The organism is Bartonella sp. CL434QHHD (assembly GCF_042195145.1).
Taxonomy (GTDB): Bacteria; Pseudomonadota; Alphaproteobacteria; order Rhizobiales; family Rhizobiaceae; genus Bartonella.
The window spans coordinates 1-19,283 of sequence record NZ_JBHINT010000004.1 but is presented as its reverse complement, the minus strand read 5'-3'; the positions used below and the strand labels follow the sequence as shown (position 1 = coordinate 19,283).

14 protein-coding genes, 1 tRNA gene and 1 pseudogene are annotated in these 19,283 nt (G+C 34.7%); 9 read left to right on the top strand and 7 right to left on the bottom strand.

Going from position 1 to position 19,283, the window contains the following annotated elements; genetic code table 11:
* Positions 1–224: 224 nt before the first annotated feature.
* The 3 genes from ACFILN_RS00220 to ACFILN_RS00210 all read right to left on the bottom strand — a co-directional run bounded on the left by ACFILN_RS00220 (position 225) and on the right by ACFILN_RS00210 (position 2,030).
* Complete coding sequence (locus tag ACFILN_RS00220) at positions 225–458, bottom strand: hypothetical protein (RefSeq protein ID WP_273791557.1); 234 nt, start codon at positions 456–458, stop codon at positions 225–227.
* A 273-nt stretch (positions 459–731) separates the two neighbouring features.
* Positions 732–905 carry a hypothetical protein gene (locus ACFILN_RS00215; protein ID WP_375637425.1) on the bottom strand — a complete coding sequence of 58 codons (174 nt, stop codon included), beginning with the start codon at positions 903–905 and terminating at the stop codon, positions 732–734.
* 429 nt (positions 906–1,334) lie between these two features.
* Complete coding sequence (locus tag ACFILN_RS00210) at positions 1,335–2,030, bottom strand: HAD family hydrolase (RefSeq protein WP_375660123.1); 696 nt, start codon at positions 2,028–2,030, stop codon at positions 1,335–1,337.
* A 371-nt stretch (positions 2,031–2,401) separates the two neighbouring features.
* Between ACFILN_RS00210 and ACFILN_RS00205 the strand changes: the two genes are divergently transcribed.
* Entirely contained in the window at positions 2,402–3,490 is a 1,089-nt protein-coding gene (locus tag ACFILN_RS00205) for a site-specific DNA-methyltransferase (RefSeq protein WP_375613050.1), read from the top strand.
* Positions 3,491–4,245: 755 nt separating this feature from the next.
* Here the strand turns inward: ACFILN_RS00205 and mutY are convergent.
* Positions 4,246–5,304 carry an A/G-specific adenine glycosylase gene (gene mutY / locus ACFILN_RS00200; RefSeq protein WP_273791560.1) on the bottom strand — a complete coding sequence of 353 codons (1,059 nt, stop codon included), beginning with the start codon at positions 5,302–5,304 and terminating at the stop codon, positions 4,246–4,248.
* Between the two features lie 203 nt (positions 5,305–5,507).
* Here mutY and ACFILN_RS00195 point away from each other — a divergent pair, with 203 nt between their 5' ends.
* The 4 genes from ACFILN_RS00195 (at position 5,508) to ACFILN_RS00180 (ending at position 10,530) form a co-directional block, all read left to right on the top strand.
* Positions 5,508–6,008 carry a DUF721 domain-containing protein gene (locus tag ACFILN_RS00195; protein ID WP_273791561.1) on the top strand — a complete coding sequence of 167 codons (501 nt, stop codon included), beginning with the start codon at positions 5,508–5,510 and terminating at the stop codon, positions 6,006–6,008.
* An 82-nt stretch (positions 6,009–6,090) separates the two neighbouring features.
* On the top strand, positions 6,091–6,750 hold the full coding sequence (locus tag ACFILN_RS00190; protein ID WP_273791562.1) for a DsbA family protein: 660 nt from the start codon (positions 6,091–6,093) through the stop codon (positions 6,748–6,750).
* Positions 6,751–6,927: 177 nt separating this feature from the next.
* A complete protein-coding gene (gene ppdK / locus ACFILN_RS00185; protein WP_375637424.1) occupies positions 6,928–9,594 on the top strand; it encodes a pyruvate, phosphate dikinase in 2,667 nt (888 codons plus the stop codon).
* Between the two features lie 696 nt (positions 9,595–10,290).
* Positions 10,291–10,530: a hypothetical protein gene (locus ACFILN_RS00180; protein WP_375670604.1), complete on the top strand. Its 240-nt coding sequence runs from the start codon at positions 10,291–10,293 to the stop codon at positions 10,528–10,530.
* An 807-nt stretch (positions 10,531–11,337) separates the two neighbouring features.
* On the opposite strand, the gene ACFILN_RS00175 is transcribed toward ACFILN_RS00180, so the two are convergent.
* Positions 11,338–12,171: a peptidoglycan-binding domain-containing protein gene (locus ACFILN_RS00175; RefSeq protein ID WP_375637422.1), complete on the bottom strand. Its 834-nt coding sequence runs from the start codon at positions 12,169–12,171 to the stop codon at positions 11,338–11,340.
* A gap of 1,038 nt (positions 12,172–13,209) precedes the next feature.
* Here ACFILN_RS00175 and ACFILN_RS00170 point away from each other — a divergent pair.
* Positions 13,210–13,585: pseudogene (locus tag ACFILN_RS00170) on the top strand (DUF5330 domain-containing protein).
* Between the two features lie 108 nt (positions 13,586–13,693).
* Complete coding sequence (locus ACFILN_RS00165; RefSeq protein WP_375666964.1) at positions 13,694–14,104, top strand: SufE family protein; 411 nt, start codon at positions 13,694–13,696, stop codon at positions 14,102–14,104.
* 98 nt (positions 14,105–14,202) lie between these two features.
* Here the strand turns inward: ACFILN_RS00165 and ACFILN_RS00160 are convergent, their stop codons facing one another.
* Positions 14,203–14,640 (bottom strand): MucR family transcriptional regulator, encoded by a 438-nt coding sequence (locus tag ACFILN_RS00160; RefSeq protein ID WP_012754848.1) that lies wholly within the window; start codon positions 14,638–14,640, stop codon positions 14,203–14,205.
* A gap of 853 nt (positions 14,641–15,493) precedes the next feature.
* On the opposite strand from ACFILN_RS00160, the gene ACFILN_RS00155 reads away from it, so the two are divergent.
* Entirely contained in the window at positions 15,494–17,587 is a 2,094-nt protein-coding gene (locus tag ACFILN_RS00155; protein ID WP_375670603.1) for a S9 family peptidase, read from the top strand.
* Positions 17,588–17,669: 82 nt separating this feature from the next.
* Here ACFILN_RS00155 and ACFILN_RS00150 read toward each other — a convergent pair whose 3' ends face one another.
* Complete coding sequence (locus tag ACFILN_RS00150) at positions 17,670–18,272, bottom strand: superoxide dismutase (protein WP_375663218.1); 603 nt, start codon at positions 18,270–18,272, stop codon at positions 17,670–17,672.
* An 870-nt stretch (positions 18,273–19,142) separates the two neighbouring features.
* Here ACFILN_RS00150 and ACFILN_RS00145 point away from each other — a divergent pair.
* Positions 19,143–19,217: transfer RNA gene (locus tag ACFILN_RS00145), tRNA-Gln, on the top strand.
* Positions 19,218–19,283: the final 66 nt, after the last annotated feature.

Genomic DNA, 19,283 nt, shown 5'->3' with positions numbered 1-19,283 from the left:
GATAAATGATATTATCTTTTTCTCGCCAATGTGAGCGGCGTATTACTATGATGCAAAGTGTATAGAAGAATGTCAATTCAGACATATTTATGAGTGCCGAAAGATCAGCATTGGATAATATTTTTCGACATTTTCTTCTTTCCAAACTGAAAAGCCGCTTTTATTTTTAGAAAGGGTGTTTTTCCTAAAGTTGGATTACTTTTGAAAAGATCTGATTTCATTGCTTATTTAAAAAGTCTATTAAGTGCTTTTGGAAAATTTTGAGCAACTACTGGTATCTCTGTACGTTGTTTAACATGATTGTATGTTTCATATTTAAGTGCTTTTTTAAAGAAACCGTTCTCAAGGTACTCAAGCCTATTTTGCAACGCTATATATGATGATAAAGTCCCATAATATAAAATTCTTAGGACATCAGAATTTTTGACGTTTATAAAGAAGAAAGATGGCAGTGCCATACACTTTGCTCGCTCCTAATGTTGCTACTAATTTTTGCCTTTTGAGATAATTCATTAAAAGGCATTTTTATTTCTTTAATTCAGCATATCCAGATTTTAAATGAGAGAATCTTACAATATTCGGTTTTTTTGCTTAATTTGAATAATGATTAATTATTGATTATAAATCAACATGTTGTCTGTAAATTACTTGGTATGAAATGTTTTTTATAAAAGGCACATTTTTCATAAAAATGTATTCTTTTTGTTTTTTGTAATCTTAGGGAGGTTGTACTAATTGATGCTGTTAAAATACTGTTTGAGCAGCAAAGTAAATAAGCCTTCAACAAGTTTACGAGATTTGGATTGAATAAATATAAGCCCGTGTAACTCAACAAGGACGCTTTTGTCATTTTCAATAAACTTTTGTGTTCCATAGATTCCGCGAATTTTAATATTTTTTTCCATAATCAATAGGCACATCCCTTACAATTTTACCATAGTATGTGATTTTTTTGATCAGATGAAAGAGGCTAGCAATTCTCACATCTTATCGAGCAAGGCATCGTAATATTCCTTTTTGACAAATATAATAATTTATCAGGATGAGCTGCTGAGGTTGGGAGTGGGATATCGGAGTTGAGATAGATAAGCAGGGTTTAATTTTTATGAGTTGGCACCCCTGTTTTTGGCTTTTTTTAAAGCACGTGCAATGGTTAACAGACTTATGATTTCAATGAGGCGCTATATTTTTCCTTCACATTGAGATGCAATTCACCCGTGTCGTGAATTACGCATTTATTGAAGTTATTATAAAAGGAGCAGCGAGAAGAGAAGGACATTTGAATAAAAATGCTTCTTACAAGAGTTTACAAATTGATATATTCAAGAGATTTTTTATAATAGATCTCGCCATACTGCCATTGCTTCTAAGACTTCTCCTAAATGAGCATGTTTTGCAATAACTGTTTCTGCACCAGCTTCTGCAAGTGCATTAGAATGGCCAAAATAGCTATGTGATCCTCCCGTAAAGCCGATGACACGCATGCCTGCTGCTATGGCTGCGTGTACACCATGAAGTGAATCTTCTATAACGATAGTGTTTTGGGGCTCTGCCTGTAATTGTTGTGCGGCAAAAAGGAAAACATCAGGGGCCGGTTTCGTTCTTTTTGTTCCAACTTCAGGTGCTGAAAATATTTTACCTTCAAAAAGGTCATAGAGATCAACCGTGGTGAGCATCTCTTTTATATCTACGCTTTTTGCATTAGAGCAGATACAGTAGGGATAGCGTGTTTGAATAATTTCTACAGCTTCTCTTACATCATCAATAGCCCGTAATTTAGTTTTTATTTGTGTACGAAAAATATTAGTCATTTGGTCTATGAGATGAGCAGAAATTGGTTTTTCTGTTTCCTGTTCAACGTGTTTAAGAATATCGCGAAAGATAAGCCCTGCAAAACGCTCACTCAATTCTTCGGGTGATATTTCATATCCTGTTTGTTTGAGCAATTGTGATCCAATTTTTGCTGCAAGATATTCAGAGTCAACGAGAACTCCGTCACAATCAAAAATAATAAGATCTATCTGAGGCATAAGATATTCCTTTACATGTTACGAGATGGACAACTTTCATGAAAACGATATTGAGAGGATCTTATTTCATAAAAATAAGTTTTGAAAATGATTCTTAATTCTTTTACGAAATAAAAGATATGGGAACAGTACATTGAAAAAAAGAAAATTAAGGTTTCATTCATGTGAAAGTTTTTTTTACTAAAAAAACAAAAACAATTATCAATTTTGTAGAATTTTAACGATACGTTTACGCTATTTTGTAAATATGGATTGGTAATGCGGGCCTATAAACTATTTTAGTTGATTATAGGGCAAATTTAGTTAATTTTGTTGGGTTTTTCATGACAGTTATTCAGCTTCAAAAAGATTTCCTTCGTATCCCCTCACAAATGCCATGGCGCAATAAAATTTTTAAAGGAGATTGTGTTTCCGTTCTAGAAAAACTTCCAAAACATTCTGTTGATATGATTTTTGCAGATCCACCCTATAATTTGCAATTGGATGGAGCTTTATACCGTCCAGATCATTCGCTTGTTGATGCGGTTGATGATGCATGGGATCAGTTTGAGAGTTTTGCTGCTTATGATGCTTTTACCCGTGCATGGTTGCTTGCTTGTCGTCGTGTATTAAAACCCAACGGAACACTTTGGGTTATCGGATCTTACCATAATATTTTTCGGGTTGGAACGGCATTACAAGATTTAGGTTTTTGGATGCTTAATGATATTATTTGGCGCAAGAATAATCCGATGCCTAATTTTCGAGGGCGCCGTTTTCAAAATGCTCATGAGACGCTTATTTGGGCCGTGCGAGATCAAAAAGATAAAAAGTACACATTTAATTATGATGCCTTAAAAGCGGCAAATGAAGATCTACAAATGCGTTCAGATTGGCTTTTCCCTCTCTGCACTGGAGCTGAACGTTTAAAGGATGATTCAGGGCGTAAATTGCATCCAACACAAAAACCGCAAGCGTTATTAGCGCGTATTATTATGGCTTCTAGTAAACCTGGTGATGTTATTCTCGATCCGTTTTTTGGTTCGGGAACAACAGGTGCTGTTGCCAAGCTTTTAGGGCGTGATTTTGTTGGGATTGAACGCGAGCAAGATTACATCGATGCAGCATGTGAGAGAATTGCGGCGGTTCAACCTTTAGCGCAACCAGAACTAGCGATTTTGGATAGAAAAAAAGCAGAACCGCGCGTAGCATTCAACAGTTTGCTTGAAGCAGGTTTACTCTATCCTGGAGAAGTTCTTTATGATCGTAAGAAGCAAGTATCTGCTATTGTAAGAGCTGATGGTACGATTATGCATGGTGGTGAAGCGGGTTCAATTCACGCAATGGGAAGAAAGGCTCAAGATTCGCAGAGTTGTAATGGTTGGACCTTTTGGTATTATGAGGAAAATGGACGGTTGAAGTCCATAGATCATTTAAGAATGATCATACGTTCACAAATGTTAAAAACGGGTGTTTTATGAACTAAGCTGATCGCTTCATTCTATTGACCACCAATGTACCTGATCTTGATTAAGATGGACGTGAGGGCGTTTTATGCCTTTCTTAGATGTTTTTTATTGACACACTAATCTCGCTTGTAAGCGGCAAGCGAGTATTTTTATGCTTCTTGTAGAAGAAATTAAAATGAGAAATTTTCACTCTATGTTCTAGTTTTAGTTCCAAGACAGTAAAATTTCAATATAAGCTTATAAAAATGAAATATCAGAATTAAAAGGTTCATTCAGAAGTTCCAAATTAAGTGCTTTTTTGAATACGTACATCTGTAAAGTGCGTAAAATGTATTTATTTATAAAGATAATTTAACGCAACTCATATTGAATTGCCCTCGGAATATCGTCAAGTTTTTTCATTTCAAACTTGTTCCATATTGAATCGATGAAAATTACTTGCTTGCATGTCATAAACGGGGTTGGCGTGTGAATAAAAATTGTTAACGAAAGAACTAAAAGTACCTCTTATGAACCGTTTCACGTACCAAGGGATGTTGAGGGGGCTGGTAAATATAACGATGGAGCCGACTTACTCCTTCATAAGCGAAAAAAGGATAGAACCTGAAATTTAAATTTAAGATTTTTAAGCTTTTCTACCCCTCCTTAATTCTTATCTGTAGAAAAATTGGTTATTTCATTTTTTTAATTTTTCTTTTGCAGATTAATAAATAATCGCTAGAGATACAAAAGTCTCTGTTAGAAAACATTTTTATGAATAGGGAAGGTTATTTAAATCTGAAAGAATTGGGAAGTGCTACGGAAATGGCTTTTTTCATAACAGTAGGTAATGCTTCTTCGGTAAGATGTTGAATGTTACACCACCAACCATTTTCACAATTCATTTCATGAACATCTTCGGTATAGTAAACATCGAGTTTTAGAGAAAAGTGAGTAAAAACATGTGTAATTTGTCCCTTGAATTGCCAATTGGCAGTAAAGGGTGCGTTTTGGAGCCCATTTTCGTTGTTTATGCCAATATTGTTAGGAATTTGGGTCATTCCACCAAGGAGCTTTTGCGTCTGTCGTTTTTCCAAATAAATTTGTCTCTTTTTATTAAGGACCACAAAAGCAATACCTGTTTTTGAAGGGCGTTCTTTTTTAGGGGCTTTAACTGGAAAAGACTCCGGTTGTTGCATCTTTTCTGCTTTGCATAAACATTGAAGAGGGCAGGTATAACAAGATGGTTTGCGTGGAGTACAAATTGTTGCTCCCAAATCCATCATTGCTTGAGCAAAGTCACCAGGACGATTTAAAGCAGTAATTTTTTGTGTTTTTTCTTTAATTTCAACTTTTGCTTTTTGCAATATTGAAGTGATAGCAAAAAGTCGCGCTACCACACGTTCGACATTACCATCAACCACTGCTACAGGGTGGTTAAAAGCAATCGCAGCAATGGCTGCGGCAGTATAATCTCCAATACCGGCTAGAGTTCGCAATTCTTTTACAGATTGTGGAAATTGTCCCGCGTAGTTTTCAACAAGCTGTCGCGCACATTTTTTAAGATTACGTGCGCGTGAATAATAACCAAGTCCAGCCCATGCTTTCATGATATCATCTTGTGAGGCTTTTGCTAAAGAGAAAAGATCAGGCCATAGTTTTAGAAATTTTTTAAAATAAGGCTTAACTGTTTCAACGGTTGTTTGTTGAAGCATGATTTCAGAAAGCCAAACTTGATAAGGATCAGGACGGATACCTTGTTTTTGCTTTTCAGGGGTAATCCGCCATGGAAGATGTCTGTGATTTTGATCGTACCAAGCAAGGAGGTGCGAAGAAATTTCATACATGATTGCTTTCAAGCATAGGGAGATATAAAATGCAAAAGAAAAAATTATTTATTTTGTAATTCATGTTTTTTGCTCTTTTATTATCAAGGCTCTGGTGAGAAAAGGCTTTTTATTTTGTTGATATTTCATAAATTGAGGAGGCAACAATTTCTAGATGAAACAAATGATTTTAATTTAGTAAGCGGTTGAACAATGATCTAAAAATGAGAAAACAGCTTAAAAAACGTATCTTTTATTCTCTTTCTGAGACGGTATACAAAATACTTGATCCAGTTTTACGCAAACGGACAGGGCTTAATGTAGCGCTTATAGAACATTGGCCACAGATTGCGGGCTATGATATCAGTGAACATACAATGCCGCTTAAAATTATTTGGAAACGTCGTGCAGATCAAGATGAAGTTTTTCAGCCAGCAACACTTGTTGTCGCATGTGAAGGATTTGCTGCGTTAAAATTGATGCATGAAACAGAGGAATTACTTCATAGAATTAACGGATTTTTTGGCTACATTGCTATTGATCGCATCAAGATTGAGCAAAGGAGTATGTCGGTTTTTATGAATCACTTGCCTCTAAAACCGCCTTTGAGTGAACAAGACAAAAAATGCGTGGAAAAAATGCTTGAAGGAATTGAAGATAAAAGCTTGCACCAAGCACTTTATAAACTTGGCTGTTGCATTTTCTTGGAAAAAAATAATAAATAGGAAGATATTTTATATATTTTTCTTTAATATATGAGAAAGCATTGGATTCCTATTTGTTAATAACAACAGAAAAGTATTATTTATGGTAAAATATCGTTCTTTTTTATCTTTCGGGATAATTTTTCTCTTCATAACGATTGTACAAAACAGTGTAACAGTTGCTTTAGCGCGTGATCCCAAACCAGTGGCAACAACTGTTGATATGGCAGAGCTTCTCCAATCGGGTAAAGTAAAGGATCGCTTTGAGGGAGAGGCGGATGCACCAGTCGTCATTGTTGAGTATGCTTCGTTGACATGTACCCATTGTGCGCATTTTTATAATGATATACTTCCCCAAATTCGTAAAAAATATATCAAAACAGGAAAAGTAAAACTTATTTTCCGAGAATATGCTTTTGATCCTCGGGCAACAGCAGGTTTTATGTTGGCACGGTGTGCACCAGAAGATCGCTATTTTCCTTTGATAGAAGTTTTATTTCAAAAACAAAATGAATGGGCTTTCGGAAAAAATGCTCTAACACCATTGAAAAAAATTGGCTTAATGGCTGGTTTTACAGATGAAAGTTTTACTGCTTGTTTGAAAAATCAGTCCATTTTAGATGAAGTAAATGCATCTTTTGAACGCGGTAAAGAGCTTGGTGTCACAGCAACACCTACTTTCTTTATTAATGGTAGTAAATATGAAGGTGCCATGAAAGTAGAAGAATTTTTTTCGGTGATTGATAGTTTTCTTAAAAACTGAATCTTAATCTTCCAGAAGATGGATAGTGATACTTTTGGCCATTATCTCCTTTGGAAGGATTAATATTATGCATTTATGAAGCGATATTGTTTTTGAGCCAATTTTGAATCAAATCATTGCTTTTAAATGAGCCTCGGTTGAATGATGTTTTGATGCTGATATGGGAGGATTTGTACAGTGAAAAAATGGGTTTATAGTTTTGGAGATGGAAAGGCAGAAGGAAGTGCAAGTGAGCGTAACCTTCTCGGAGGTAAAGGGGCTAATTTGGCAGAAATGAGTAATCTTGGTTTGCCCGTACCGCCAGGATTTACGCTGACAACAGAAGTTTGTAATTTTTATTACGCCCATGACAAATCATATCCAGAAGAGCTACAGGAATCTGTTAAGCAAGCACTAAGACGTGTTGGTGAACAAACAGGACGTGAATTTGGGAGTGAGCAAAAGCCACTTTTGCTGTCTGTTCGTTCAGGGGCTAGGGCTTCTATGCCAGGGATGATGGATACAGTGCTTAACCTTGGCATGAATGATGAGACTGTAAAAGCCATTGCTTTACAAGCCAATAATGAACGTTTTGCTTATGATAGTTATCGGCGTTTTATCCAAATGTATTCTAACGTTGTTTTGGGGCTAGACCATTCGTATTTTGAAGAGATTCTTGATGAAGCAAAGGCATGCAATGGTTACACTATTGATACAGAAATGACAGCAGATGATTGGAAGAATGTTATTATTTCTTATAAAGCCTATGTTGAAGAAAAATTAGGAACCCCTTTTCCACAAGATCCTGAACAACAGTTATGGGGGGCAATTGGAGCCGTTTTTTCAAGTTGGATGACGGCACGCGCAGTTACTTATCGCCGTTTACATAGCATTCCTGAAAGTTGGGGAACGGCAGTTAATGTGCAAGCTATGGTTTTTGGTAACATGGGAGAAGATTCGGCAACAGGTGTTGCTTTTACACGCAATCCATCGACAGGGAAAAAAGAACTTTATGGTGAATTTTTAGTTAATGCGCAAGGGGAAGATGTTGTGGCGGGCATTCGAACGCCTCAAAATATTACAGAAAGTGCGCGTATTGTTGCTGGTTCAAATAGACCGTCGTTAGAAAAAATTATGCCTGAGGCTTTTTTGAAATTATGTCAGATTGCGCAGAAGCTTGAGCAGCATTATCGGGATATGCAAGATCTCGAATTTACCATTGAAAAAGGTAAATTATGGATGCTTCAGACTCGTTCAGGAAAACGCACGGCTCGTGCGGCTCTCAAGATGGCAATTGAAATGGTTGAGGAGGGGTTAATAAACCGTGAAGAGGCTGTGATGCGTATTGATGCAAAGTCGCTGGACCAACTTTTGCATCCAACACTTGATCCTAAAGCAGAACGTTTTGTTATAGGACGTGGTTTACCTGCTTCTCCTGGAGCCGCAACTGGTGAAATTGTTTTTACTTCAGAAGAGGCAGAAACTGTGTCGGCGGAAGGTCGCAAAGTTATTTTGGTCCGTGTAGAAACAAGCCCAGAAGATATTCATGGTATGCATGCTGCAGAAGGAATTTTAACAACGCGTGGCGGTATGACAAGTCACGCTGCTGTTGTTGCGCGGGGGATGGGAAAACCATGTATTTCTGGTGCTGGCAGTGTGCGGATTGATTATAACACAAATACGTTGTTTGCCTCAGGAGAAAGCTTAAAAAAAGGTGATGTTATCACAATTGATGGTGGAAGTGGAGAAATTTTCAAAGGGAAAGTTGCAATGTTGCAGCCTCAGCTTTGCGGAGACTTTGCAAAATTAATGGAATGGGCTGATGGGATGCGACGTATAAGAGTTCGCGCTAATGCTGATACACCATCTGATGCCCGTATGGGGCGATCTTTTGGGGCTGAAGGTATAGGTCTTTGCCGTACGGAGCACATGTTTTTTTCTGATGAACGTATCGTTGCTATGCGTGAAATGATTTTAAGTCATGATGAAAGTGGTCGTCGTAAAGCACTAGATAAGCTTTTGCCAATGCAGCGTTCAGATTTTAGTGAATTATTTGAAATTATGTGTGGTTTACCTGTTACTATCCGCTTGCTAGATCCACCATTACATGAATTTTTGCCTAAAACGAAAGCAGAAATTCTTGATGTTGCAACAGCTATGGGGGTTTCTGCTGAAGTTCTTGCTGAACGCGCTCAGCAGTTGCACGAATTTAATCCTATGCTTGGATTACGAGGATGCCGTTTAGCTATTACTTATCCTGAAATTGCAGAAATGCAAGCGCGGGCGATTTTTGAAGCAGCAGCAGAAGCTGCCCAAAAATCTGGATCTCCTGTTATGCTTGAAATTATGGTGCCACTGGTTGCGCTTAAATCTGAACTCGATTTTGTAAAAGCGCGTATTGATCGGGTTGCTGAAGAAGTGATGAAAGAAAAGGGAAGCACTATTCAATATATGGTTGGAACGATGATTGAACTTCCAAGGGCGGCGCTTCGAGCAGATGAAATTGCTGAAACTGCTGAATTTTTTTCATTTGGAACAAACGATTTGACACAAACTACTTTTGGGATTTCCCGTGATGATGCTGCTCCTTTTTTAGCAACCTATTTTCAAAAAGGTCTTTTAGAGCAAGATCCTTTCGTGTCTATTGACCGTGATGGAGTAGGGGAACTTATTACCATTGCTGCACAGCGTGGACGTTCAAAGCGTGCAAAAATAAAATTGGGAATTTGCGGTGAACATGGAGGCGATCCTGCTTCTATTACTTTATGCGAAGAAAATAACTTAGATTATGTTTCGTGTTCTCCTTTTCGAGTACCAATTGCTCGTTTAGCAGCAGCTCAGGCCGCAATAGCAAAAAGGATGTAATGGGTTAATATTTTTTGTTGTATCGTTATTACTGAAATAAATTTTTATATATTCTTTTATTTTCTTTAATAAAGGGAATAAAAATGCTTCTAAAATGCACGATAAGTTATGTTACGCGAGAAAGTGCTTTTTTTAGAAGTTTATAAGAAAAAATATAAAGCAGGATAGACAAAGATGTATTATTAATACACTTTCTATTGAAGAACCTCTTGATAGAGAGAAACGTGTTATTGTGCAGTCAATTTACGCGTTTGCTTTTTTATGGGGGAATGAGCTCCTCACGCAAAATAGAATGCTCCAAACAAATGTATTTTTTTTGCACATCATGCTGTTTGAGATAGACATCTCTCAGTGGATGTCCATTTCACATTGACATTCGTGGAATGGGGATTATGTAAACTCCCCGTAAGTTTATAAACTCCACTATACGCTACCATCTTTACCTTTATGAAGGAATATCAAAGTTATACAATATGTTGATTTATAATGATATTTTTTTATTTCTTATATTGAACAAAAGCTGTAAATATCATAAGATCTTCTCATTTCAACCTCTTTTATAATGAATCAATCAAAACCATGTTTTTTGCATGTTATAGGCGGGATGAGCGTCTGTGGATAAAAAATAAAGCAAGGATATGCCTCTTATGAATCGTCTCAAGTGTCAAGAGCTGTCACAAATTGAAGGTAGGTACAGTGTGTAATGGTGCTGGCTTGCTTTTTCACAAGTGTAAAAATGATAGCGCGCGCGCAGTAGGGGCTGCTATTATTCACGGGCGTTGTTGTGAAATGGTCTTGGGTGCTTTAAGAGATGTTTTTTTAAGAAAGCCCGTGAATGGCAATCCAAGTGTATTTCGTTTGGGACATTTTGTTTTGCGTGAGGGGGGGGGGGTGAGTTCAAAAAGACATGTGATAAATAAAAGCATGAGGCAATAGGTAATCTCCATTATTTTAAAGATATTGCTTTAGATGTCTTTGAAAGGCGTAAAGCTGAATTAAAAGGAAATGGCAAAGATGAAAACTGGTTTTTACCTTAAAATTTCATATTCTTCCCAAATTAGGCTGTCTCCCTGTTTTAAGAGATTATACAAACAGAGATGCGCAATATTCTTGCCTCCATTTGGCATACAAAAGCTATAACAGCTGAGAAAAGTACTAAACTGTCTTAACATTTGTTTCAAATATACTGCTGCGTTAAATTTAGATGTTGATTTATAGGCAATATTAAATACACACGCTATTTTAGGAAAACAATGTCATAAAACACATAATTTTCCAGCAATAGATTGGAGAGAAGTGCTGTTTTTTTCAGATACTTTGCAAAACAACAACCATAACACAACTAGCTTTACGTCTACTTATCCTTACAGGTGTTTGCATAAATTCTTTGCATCATATTTATAAAGATCAAATTGACGATAATATATGGACAATTCGTGGTTCGATAATATGAAAGGTTTACGTGATACTACAAAAATTTTGTGTCCTTTTATCATCAGAAGCAATAAAAATGCTAGAACAAGCGCGTTTTCTATTTTGCAATATTTCTTTTTTCTGCAATCGGTTGTGGTTTTCTTGCAGCAAATTATACGGCTCAATATGTAATGTGTAAGAAAACCATTCTGATTGATTGAATATAAGAGGGCTTGAGATGAAGGAATGTTTGAGGGGAGCATTAAACAAACGAAAGATGAATTATCATTATAAATTAAGAGATTATTTTTATAATGTAGATGATTAGCTTCAATTAAATAAACCAATTTCACGCATTTTCATTAAAATTGTGTGATTAATTTTACCTGTTACAGGAAGATCGAATATTTTTTGAAACTGTTTTAAAGCTTCTATCGTCTTTTGATCTTCTATTCCTGTGACAATAACCTCTTCATTCCCAAAAATATGTAAAGCTTTTTGCACTTGTATAATATCTTCAACAGAAGGTTCTAAAATAGCTTCTTTTAAGTGTGTCATATTTTTTGTATTGTTTGTTTCTATTTCGCTTTGCTTAATTAATATCGCGATTTCATCTGTTGCGGGATTAGATAGAACATTCTTTTGCATTCTCTGAGCAGTTTGCTGTTTCCATAAAGTGATGGCTCGGCGTGTTTTAGGTCCTTCCAATCCATCTAAGGGTCCATCATAAAGGCCTAATTTTGCTAGTTCTTTTTGCTTTTCCAGCATGCTTGCTGATTGAGAGGATAAAGATGAATTTGTGTGGTTATGATTTTGAGAATGTACAGAAGTTACACGGGAGAGTTCTTGTGATTTTTCTTCTTTTTCCGATAAAGTAGAGCTCTTACCTATACTTTGAACAGAGGAAAATTTCATTTGAGTTAAAATATTTTGATGCGTTGTCATTTGCGAAAATAAAGCATTAAATGAAATAAATAAAAAACTAATGCTAAAAAGAAGAGATCCAACAAAAAATAAAGTATTTTTTCGCGTATAGAAATAAAGAGTTTTTGCACTCCAAAAAATAAAATGAAAAATTATAAGAAGAAGTGTTATAACAATACTACTATAGTATTTACGGTGTTTTACATTTTTTTTTCGGTATGTCTTTCGTTTTGTTGCCATTACTTTTATTTTCAGTTGCGTTTATTTTTTACAAAGAAACAAATATAAATTAGGAAACGAATATGAATCAGTTCTTACTTCCAGCCAGAGAGAAGTGCATTGATATTATTGATTTTTCCTTTCAAACTCCTAAAATGAGCAGCTTCATTATATCAATTTATAAGTTGATAAATCAACAAGAGTTCTTGGCAACTTTTATTCATTTCATTTTGACAAGTCTTTAATGTGTATAAAGAGAGCACCAAATGATTAGCATTCAAGATCATTTTGGTGTTTGCAAACTGCATTATCACATATAATTATCTAAACAATAATGCCACGTTATTCTTCATTTTGGGGCATATGTTTGCCTATTATTTAAAATAAAATTGAAAATATTTGCCTATAACACTAAACAGATGACAATCATTATCTATTCTTTATAATTTACATATAGATGGTTACTTATCCATAAACGGTTTGGTAAAATATAATTATCTCTTAATATAATTATATTTTAGTGTAAATAACTTCGTATCAATTAAATTGATTTACAATGTTATAGAAAAACTGGTCTTGAGATCTTTAGATGGAGTTGTAAGAGATGCATCTATTGTTTAATATTTTGATCGACATGTTGATCATGTTTATGATGTGCTAGTAAAAATTTTATAGATAATATAAATATTTTATCGACACTAGAGTCAGAATAACAGAATTTTACTCTTTTTAGCTTTTTCAACTAAGCTAAGATGGTGAACTATTATCTAAAATAAGTATGTACACGACATGATTATATCTCTCATTTTTTACCATAGTATGTTCATTAACATGATCAGCCTGTAAGTGTATAATTTTTATGTTAATTTTTTACTGAATAGACAATGTATCCTATTTTATACGGCGGAATTGTGCCATATTTATAAAAAAGCCAATGATATAGACCCAATACATGAATACTCAATTTTATAAAAAGCACATTTTATAAATTGTTTATAAAGCAACAGTATATAAAATGCTTCTTTTATTGTATTTACCACTGCGCTACATTGATTATCCATGATACGTTTTTTAATCAAATTATTATTATTATTATTTTTTATTTTTGTCATTATTTCATTTTTTGTAGCAGATCCAAGCAGTAATCATTCTTCTAGCCCCAAAAATAATGAGACAACAACGAGCGATGTGATTATTGCTTTTAAGGAAGCCTTAAATGATTTAGGCGCATTTTGTGACCGTAATATAAAAACCTGTAAAGTAGGAAAATCTTTTTTAAGTTCACTTGGCGAACGCGCATATTACGGTGCAAGAGCTGCTTATGAATATTTAGGGAACATATTAGGGAACAAAAATAATATCAGAGACTTCCCCTAATGTTTCTTACAAAATAGAAATACAAGAGTTCTTACAAAACCATGAAATGTTATCTTGAAATAAGGATTTTTAACGTTCTTCGTGTTATTTATGTTAGGAAGAATAAATATTTATTTTTTATAAGTGTATTCAAGAATGATTATTCAAACGAAACAGGACTAAAATAATGGCGGAAAAAATCGGTACTATTATAGAGAACTTTTCGCTTTTGGATAATTGGGAAGATCGTTATCGTTATGTCATCGAGCTTGGCTATGAATTGCCACCTTTTCCGGAAAGCGCTCGAAATGATGCTCACAAAGTTCCTGGTTGTGTTAGCCAAGTGTGGCTTTTATCTTCACGTAATAACTCAGAAGATCCAATATTGACGTTTCAAGGTGATTCCGATGCTCATATTGTGCGTGGACTCATTTATATACTTCTTGCTTTTTATTCAGGCAAAAAAGCTTCTGAAATTCGCAATTCTGATGCTCAAGAGCTCTTTGAAAAACTTGGTTTAAATGAAAATCTTACACCACAACGATCAAATGGTTTGAAATCAATGATTAAACGGATTCGTAACGAAAGCTATGCGTAATCCCCTTGGTAGAAATTGCTATATATACAAAAGCTTCACACAAAACATGTATACTAAAATCAACTTTATACACGAAACCATTTTTTCGCAAAATAAGATTATTTAGTTTTTTTCCGTTTGCTTTTGCGTCCAAGACCCATTTCTTTGGCCAAAGCCGATCGTGTTTTTGCATAATTAGGCGCCACCATAGGATAAGAACTATCTAACTGCCATTTTTCACGATATTCCTCTGGTAACATTCCATAATGTGTCATGAGATGACGCTTTAGAGATTTAAACTTCTTTCCATCTTCAAGGCAAATGAGATAATCAGGAAATACTGAACGTTTTGGATTAACGGCAGGCCTTTGTTTTTCAACTTCGACTTCTGTTAACTCTAGATTCCCTGCTTTACGAAAAGCAGCATGGACATCAGCAATTAAACTTGGCACTTCAGTCGGTCGAATAGAATTATTACTCACGTAGGCAGCAACAATATCAGCAACCAATGTAATAACTAAATTGCTTTCAGTCTCTAAGACTGCACGATGTTCCATTCTTGTTTCCTTTAATTTAAAATTGAGTAATTCAAAATCGAGATATAGTGCATATACTCATGATATAAAGATCTCATGCACATGAGTTTCATATTGTACAAAAATCTTTTTTGTCAATTCAATTATTCTATAAAATTGCCAAAACACAAAAAAATCAAATAAATACCCATTTTTTGTCATAATATACAATAAGAAAAACGAAATTATTACATGCTAAAATATATTTTTAGCCTATAACATATCATACATAATATATAATACATCACAAATATAAAAAGATATAGGATGAAATTTATTTATTTTTTTGAGAACGTAAAAATAAAATTACTAATTATAAAAATATAATATATAAATTATTATTTTATGTTTTGAATACTTATAATTTAGTAAGTTTATTTTTAATAAATTTCAAATTTATTTTTATTATTTATATTTATTAAATTTAATAATAAAAAACAATATATATTACAAACATGACACAATAGCATTGTTTATAATATAAAACTATTCATTAAAACGACATAGAATATTTTTATTTTTTATAAAGTAATAATAATATTTATGATATATTTATTCATTTCTATAAAATTATGCGATTATACTGTTTCAAAAAAAATCAATTCTTTTTCTCATAGTTTAATTGTTTTACCAGTCACTTTCATTATAAAAGTGGTATTATATCCCTAGAAAACAATAGCTGTGATATGTAATGAACAGAAAGGTATTAGTTTAAAAATTATCATGGCACTATTTTTGCAAGTGAATAGAACTTATAGATTTGTACACTTGCATCAATAATTGTGATTCTAACATATAAATGAAGCTGTTAACATATTTTAATATAGGATTGTGTATGACTCGCACTTTTGCAATTCCTCCCAAAGCATCTAGAATCACTCATAAGGAAATATATCATGGTATTTTTCGTGATGATCCCTATCATTGGCTACGTGCGTCTAACTGGCAAGATGTTTTTAAAAATCCTAACTGTCTTGATCTCAATATTCGACATTATCTTGAAAAAGAAAATGCTTATCAATCAGCTCAAATGGCTGATACAAAACCACTACGAGATTTGCTTTTTACCGAAATGAAAAACAGGATCCAAGAGAATGATAGTTCTGTTCCTATAAAACATGGTCCTTTTGCTTACGGATTCTCTTATGTTACCGGAGGCCAACAACCACATTATTTTCGGACACCAAGGAATGGCGGAGAAAAAAACGTGTACCTTAATGGTGATGTCTTGGCAGAAGGCAAAGAATATTTCAAATTTGGTTCAGTTCAAGAATCTCCTGACCATACACATGTGGTATGGACCTATGATGACAAAGGATCAGAATTCTATACAGCTAAAATTCGTAATTTTGAGACATTGTCTGACTGTATGGACACAATTACTGATACATCTGGTCAAATTGTATGGGATGCTAGATCTGAAGGTTTTTTCTATACTAAGATGGATAAAAACCACCGACCTTCAGAGCTCTATTATCACCAATTAAACACAGATCAATCACAAGATAAGCTTATTTTTCGTGAAGACAATCCAGGTTTTTTCTTAGATGTAAGCGGTTCTAAGCTTAATGATGTTATTTATATTAATATTCATGATCATGAAACATCCGAGATCTGGTTAATTCCTGCTGAGGCGCCTTTTACTATTCCCCAATGTGTACGGAAACGACAAAAAGGTATTGAATATTCACTTACAGAAGGTGGTGATGTCTTTTATATTCTGACCAATTTAGATAATGCAAAAGATTTCAAAATTATGGTAGCGCCATATACATCTCCACAATCAGAAAATTGGTCTGAGTTTGTCCCACATCAGCTTGGGTGCCTAATATTATCCCATGATGCTTATCAAGATTTTCTTGTCTGGATCGAACGTTTTGAGGGGCTTCCACGTATAAAAGTAATGGAACGTACCACTAAACAAGTTAATTCCATTGCTTTTACTGAAGAGGCTTATTCTTTAGGTCTGCAAGGAGTTGCAGAATATAACAGTCCAACTATTCGTTTTTCCTATTCGTCTATGACAACACCTGATCAAGTGTTTGATTATGAGATGAAAAATTGTAAACGGATGCTTTTAAAAACGCAAATAATTCCCTCTGGGCATAATAAAGATGCATATGTAACACGACGTATTACAGCAATAGCAGACGATGGTGAGAAGATTCCTATTTCACTTTTTTATCACAAAAATACTCCCCTTGATGGTGGTGCGCCTTGTCTGCTTTACGGTTATGGTGCTTATGGGATCTCTATTCCTGCCAGTTTCAATAGTAATGTACTTTCTCTAGTAAACAGAGGTTTTATTTACGCTATTGCTCATATTCGCGGAGGAAAAGAAAAGGGAGTAGAATGGTATGAGAAAGGAAAACATCTCTTTAAGCACAATACATTTACAGATTTTATTGCTTGTGGGCGTTACCTTGTAAACAATAAATTCACTTCTCACGACCGGCTGATTGCTCATGGTGGTTCAGCAGGGGGGATGTTGATGGGAGCCATTGCCAATATAGCTCCACAGGATTTTGCTGGGATCGTAGCAAATGTGCCTTTTGTTGATGTCTTAGCGACAATGTTAGATGCTTCATTGCCACTCACTCCTCCAGAATGGGCCGAATGGGGGAATCCTCTTGAATCAGAAGAAGATTATAAGCTTATTGCTTCCTATTCCCCTTACGATAATGTCAAAGCTCAAAACTATCCCCCTATACTTGTGATGGCAGGATTAACAGATCCTCGTGTAACTTACTGGGAGCCTGCAAAATGGGTGGCAAAATTACGAGACCTAAAAACAGACGATAATGCAATTTTATTACGTATTAATATGGATTCAGGGCACGCTGGTGCAGCTGGACGTTTTTCAAAGCTAGAAGAAGTTGCCTATATCTATGCATATATTCTAAAGATAGCAGGAAAAGACTTTTGCTAATCCATAATACCTCTGTATGAAAGTCTCCGATAATTTATTGGATTATAGGGACTTTCATACACTAAAAAATTATTGAGACAGTTTAAAATTCACATTCTTCATAAAGTTTCAAAACATAGTCCCAATTAATTAAATGGTCTACAAAGGATTCGAGGTACTTCGGTCGAGTATTGCGATAATCAATGTAATAGGAATGTTCCCACACATCGACACCCAAAATAGGTCGAGCATTGTGCACTAAGGGATTTTCACCATTAGGCGTTTTCATAATTTCAAGCTTGCCATTTTTAACAGCAACCCACGCCCATCCAGAACCAAATTGGGCACTAGCAGCAGCAATAAAATCAGCGCGGAATTTGTCGTAACCACCTAGATCAGCGTCAATAGCTTTTGCTAACTTTTCAGGAAGTTTTTGGCCACCACCATTTTTTTTCATCCAAAGCCAAAAGTGGTTATGATTGTAATACTGCGCTGCATTATTAAACAAACCAATATTTTTTCCAAAACTTTTTTTAACAATATCTTCAAGGCTTTCATTTTCTAAGCCTAACTCTTTCACAAAATTATTGGTGTTGGTAAGATAAGCGAGGTGATGCTTATCATGATGATATTCAAGCGTTTCGCGTGACATATAAGGCGAAAGGGCATCGTAATCATAAGGCAATGGGGGCAATTCAAAAGCCATTTAAAAATCTCCTCGATTCTAATTGTTAAGCTTATTTCATAAGCCTAATTTGCCATTTACCGCATTTAAAAGCAAATGTTGAATACCTAGTTTGTATGAAATAGTTTTAATGTCTCTCTTTTTGTAAAAGAAGCTTTTAGGAAATGTATATTCATCAATCAAAAAGGGTATTGGTCTACATCAAGATTGCTTCTGAAGATTTTTTACATCTATGAGTGGGTAATAAATATCATTATCTTTTGAATAAAAAGTAAATGGAAATAGCTATTATTCCTTGTTTTTGTATCTCTATTTTTTCAAATACCATATAAAATGTTTTTAATTTTTGCAAAACTCTTCCAGTTTATGGGTGTATCATAATGTTTTCAACAGAATAATAAGTGTTATTTTTTAGGAAATATTTTTCAATGTGCTTGATTTTATTTTATGGTGCTACCCATGAATAATATAATGTAAAAATTAGTGGACATTACCATCTTTATGCTTAATGCAAGAGCACAGCAGCACTATCATACACTTACCGGTTGCCAATGTGGTGACAGCTTTTATCTTAATTGAGCAAGATGAGATTTTAGATATCAAGAAAAGTAAATCATATGCAAATTTATTAGAATGAGTAAACTGCAAGATTTTCATTTTCTGTTCCTAGAAAATCAATACAAAGAGCAAAATAATTGATGGATAAATGGTTCCTTCTTATGTTAAAATTACAACTGTATATCAGTTTCTGCTACGAATTTGTATCGATGGCAATGCCATACAAGACTCAGAAATTTTATGATAAAAAAGTAAAGTCTTTGATTTTCAGATATTGCGTCCAATCACAGGAATCGCTATAAGGTGCAGGAGTCGCTATAAAGCGTGTTTTTTTGGGGTATAGCCAAGCGGTAAGGCACCGGTTTTTGGTACCGGCATTCCCTGGTTCGAATCCAGGTACCCCAGCCAATACTTAATTAAATCAATAGGTTATATAAAAGTTCGGGAATTTTGATTCCGTTGATTCTTTTAACT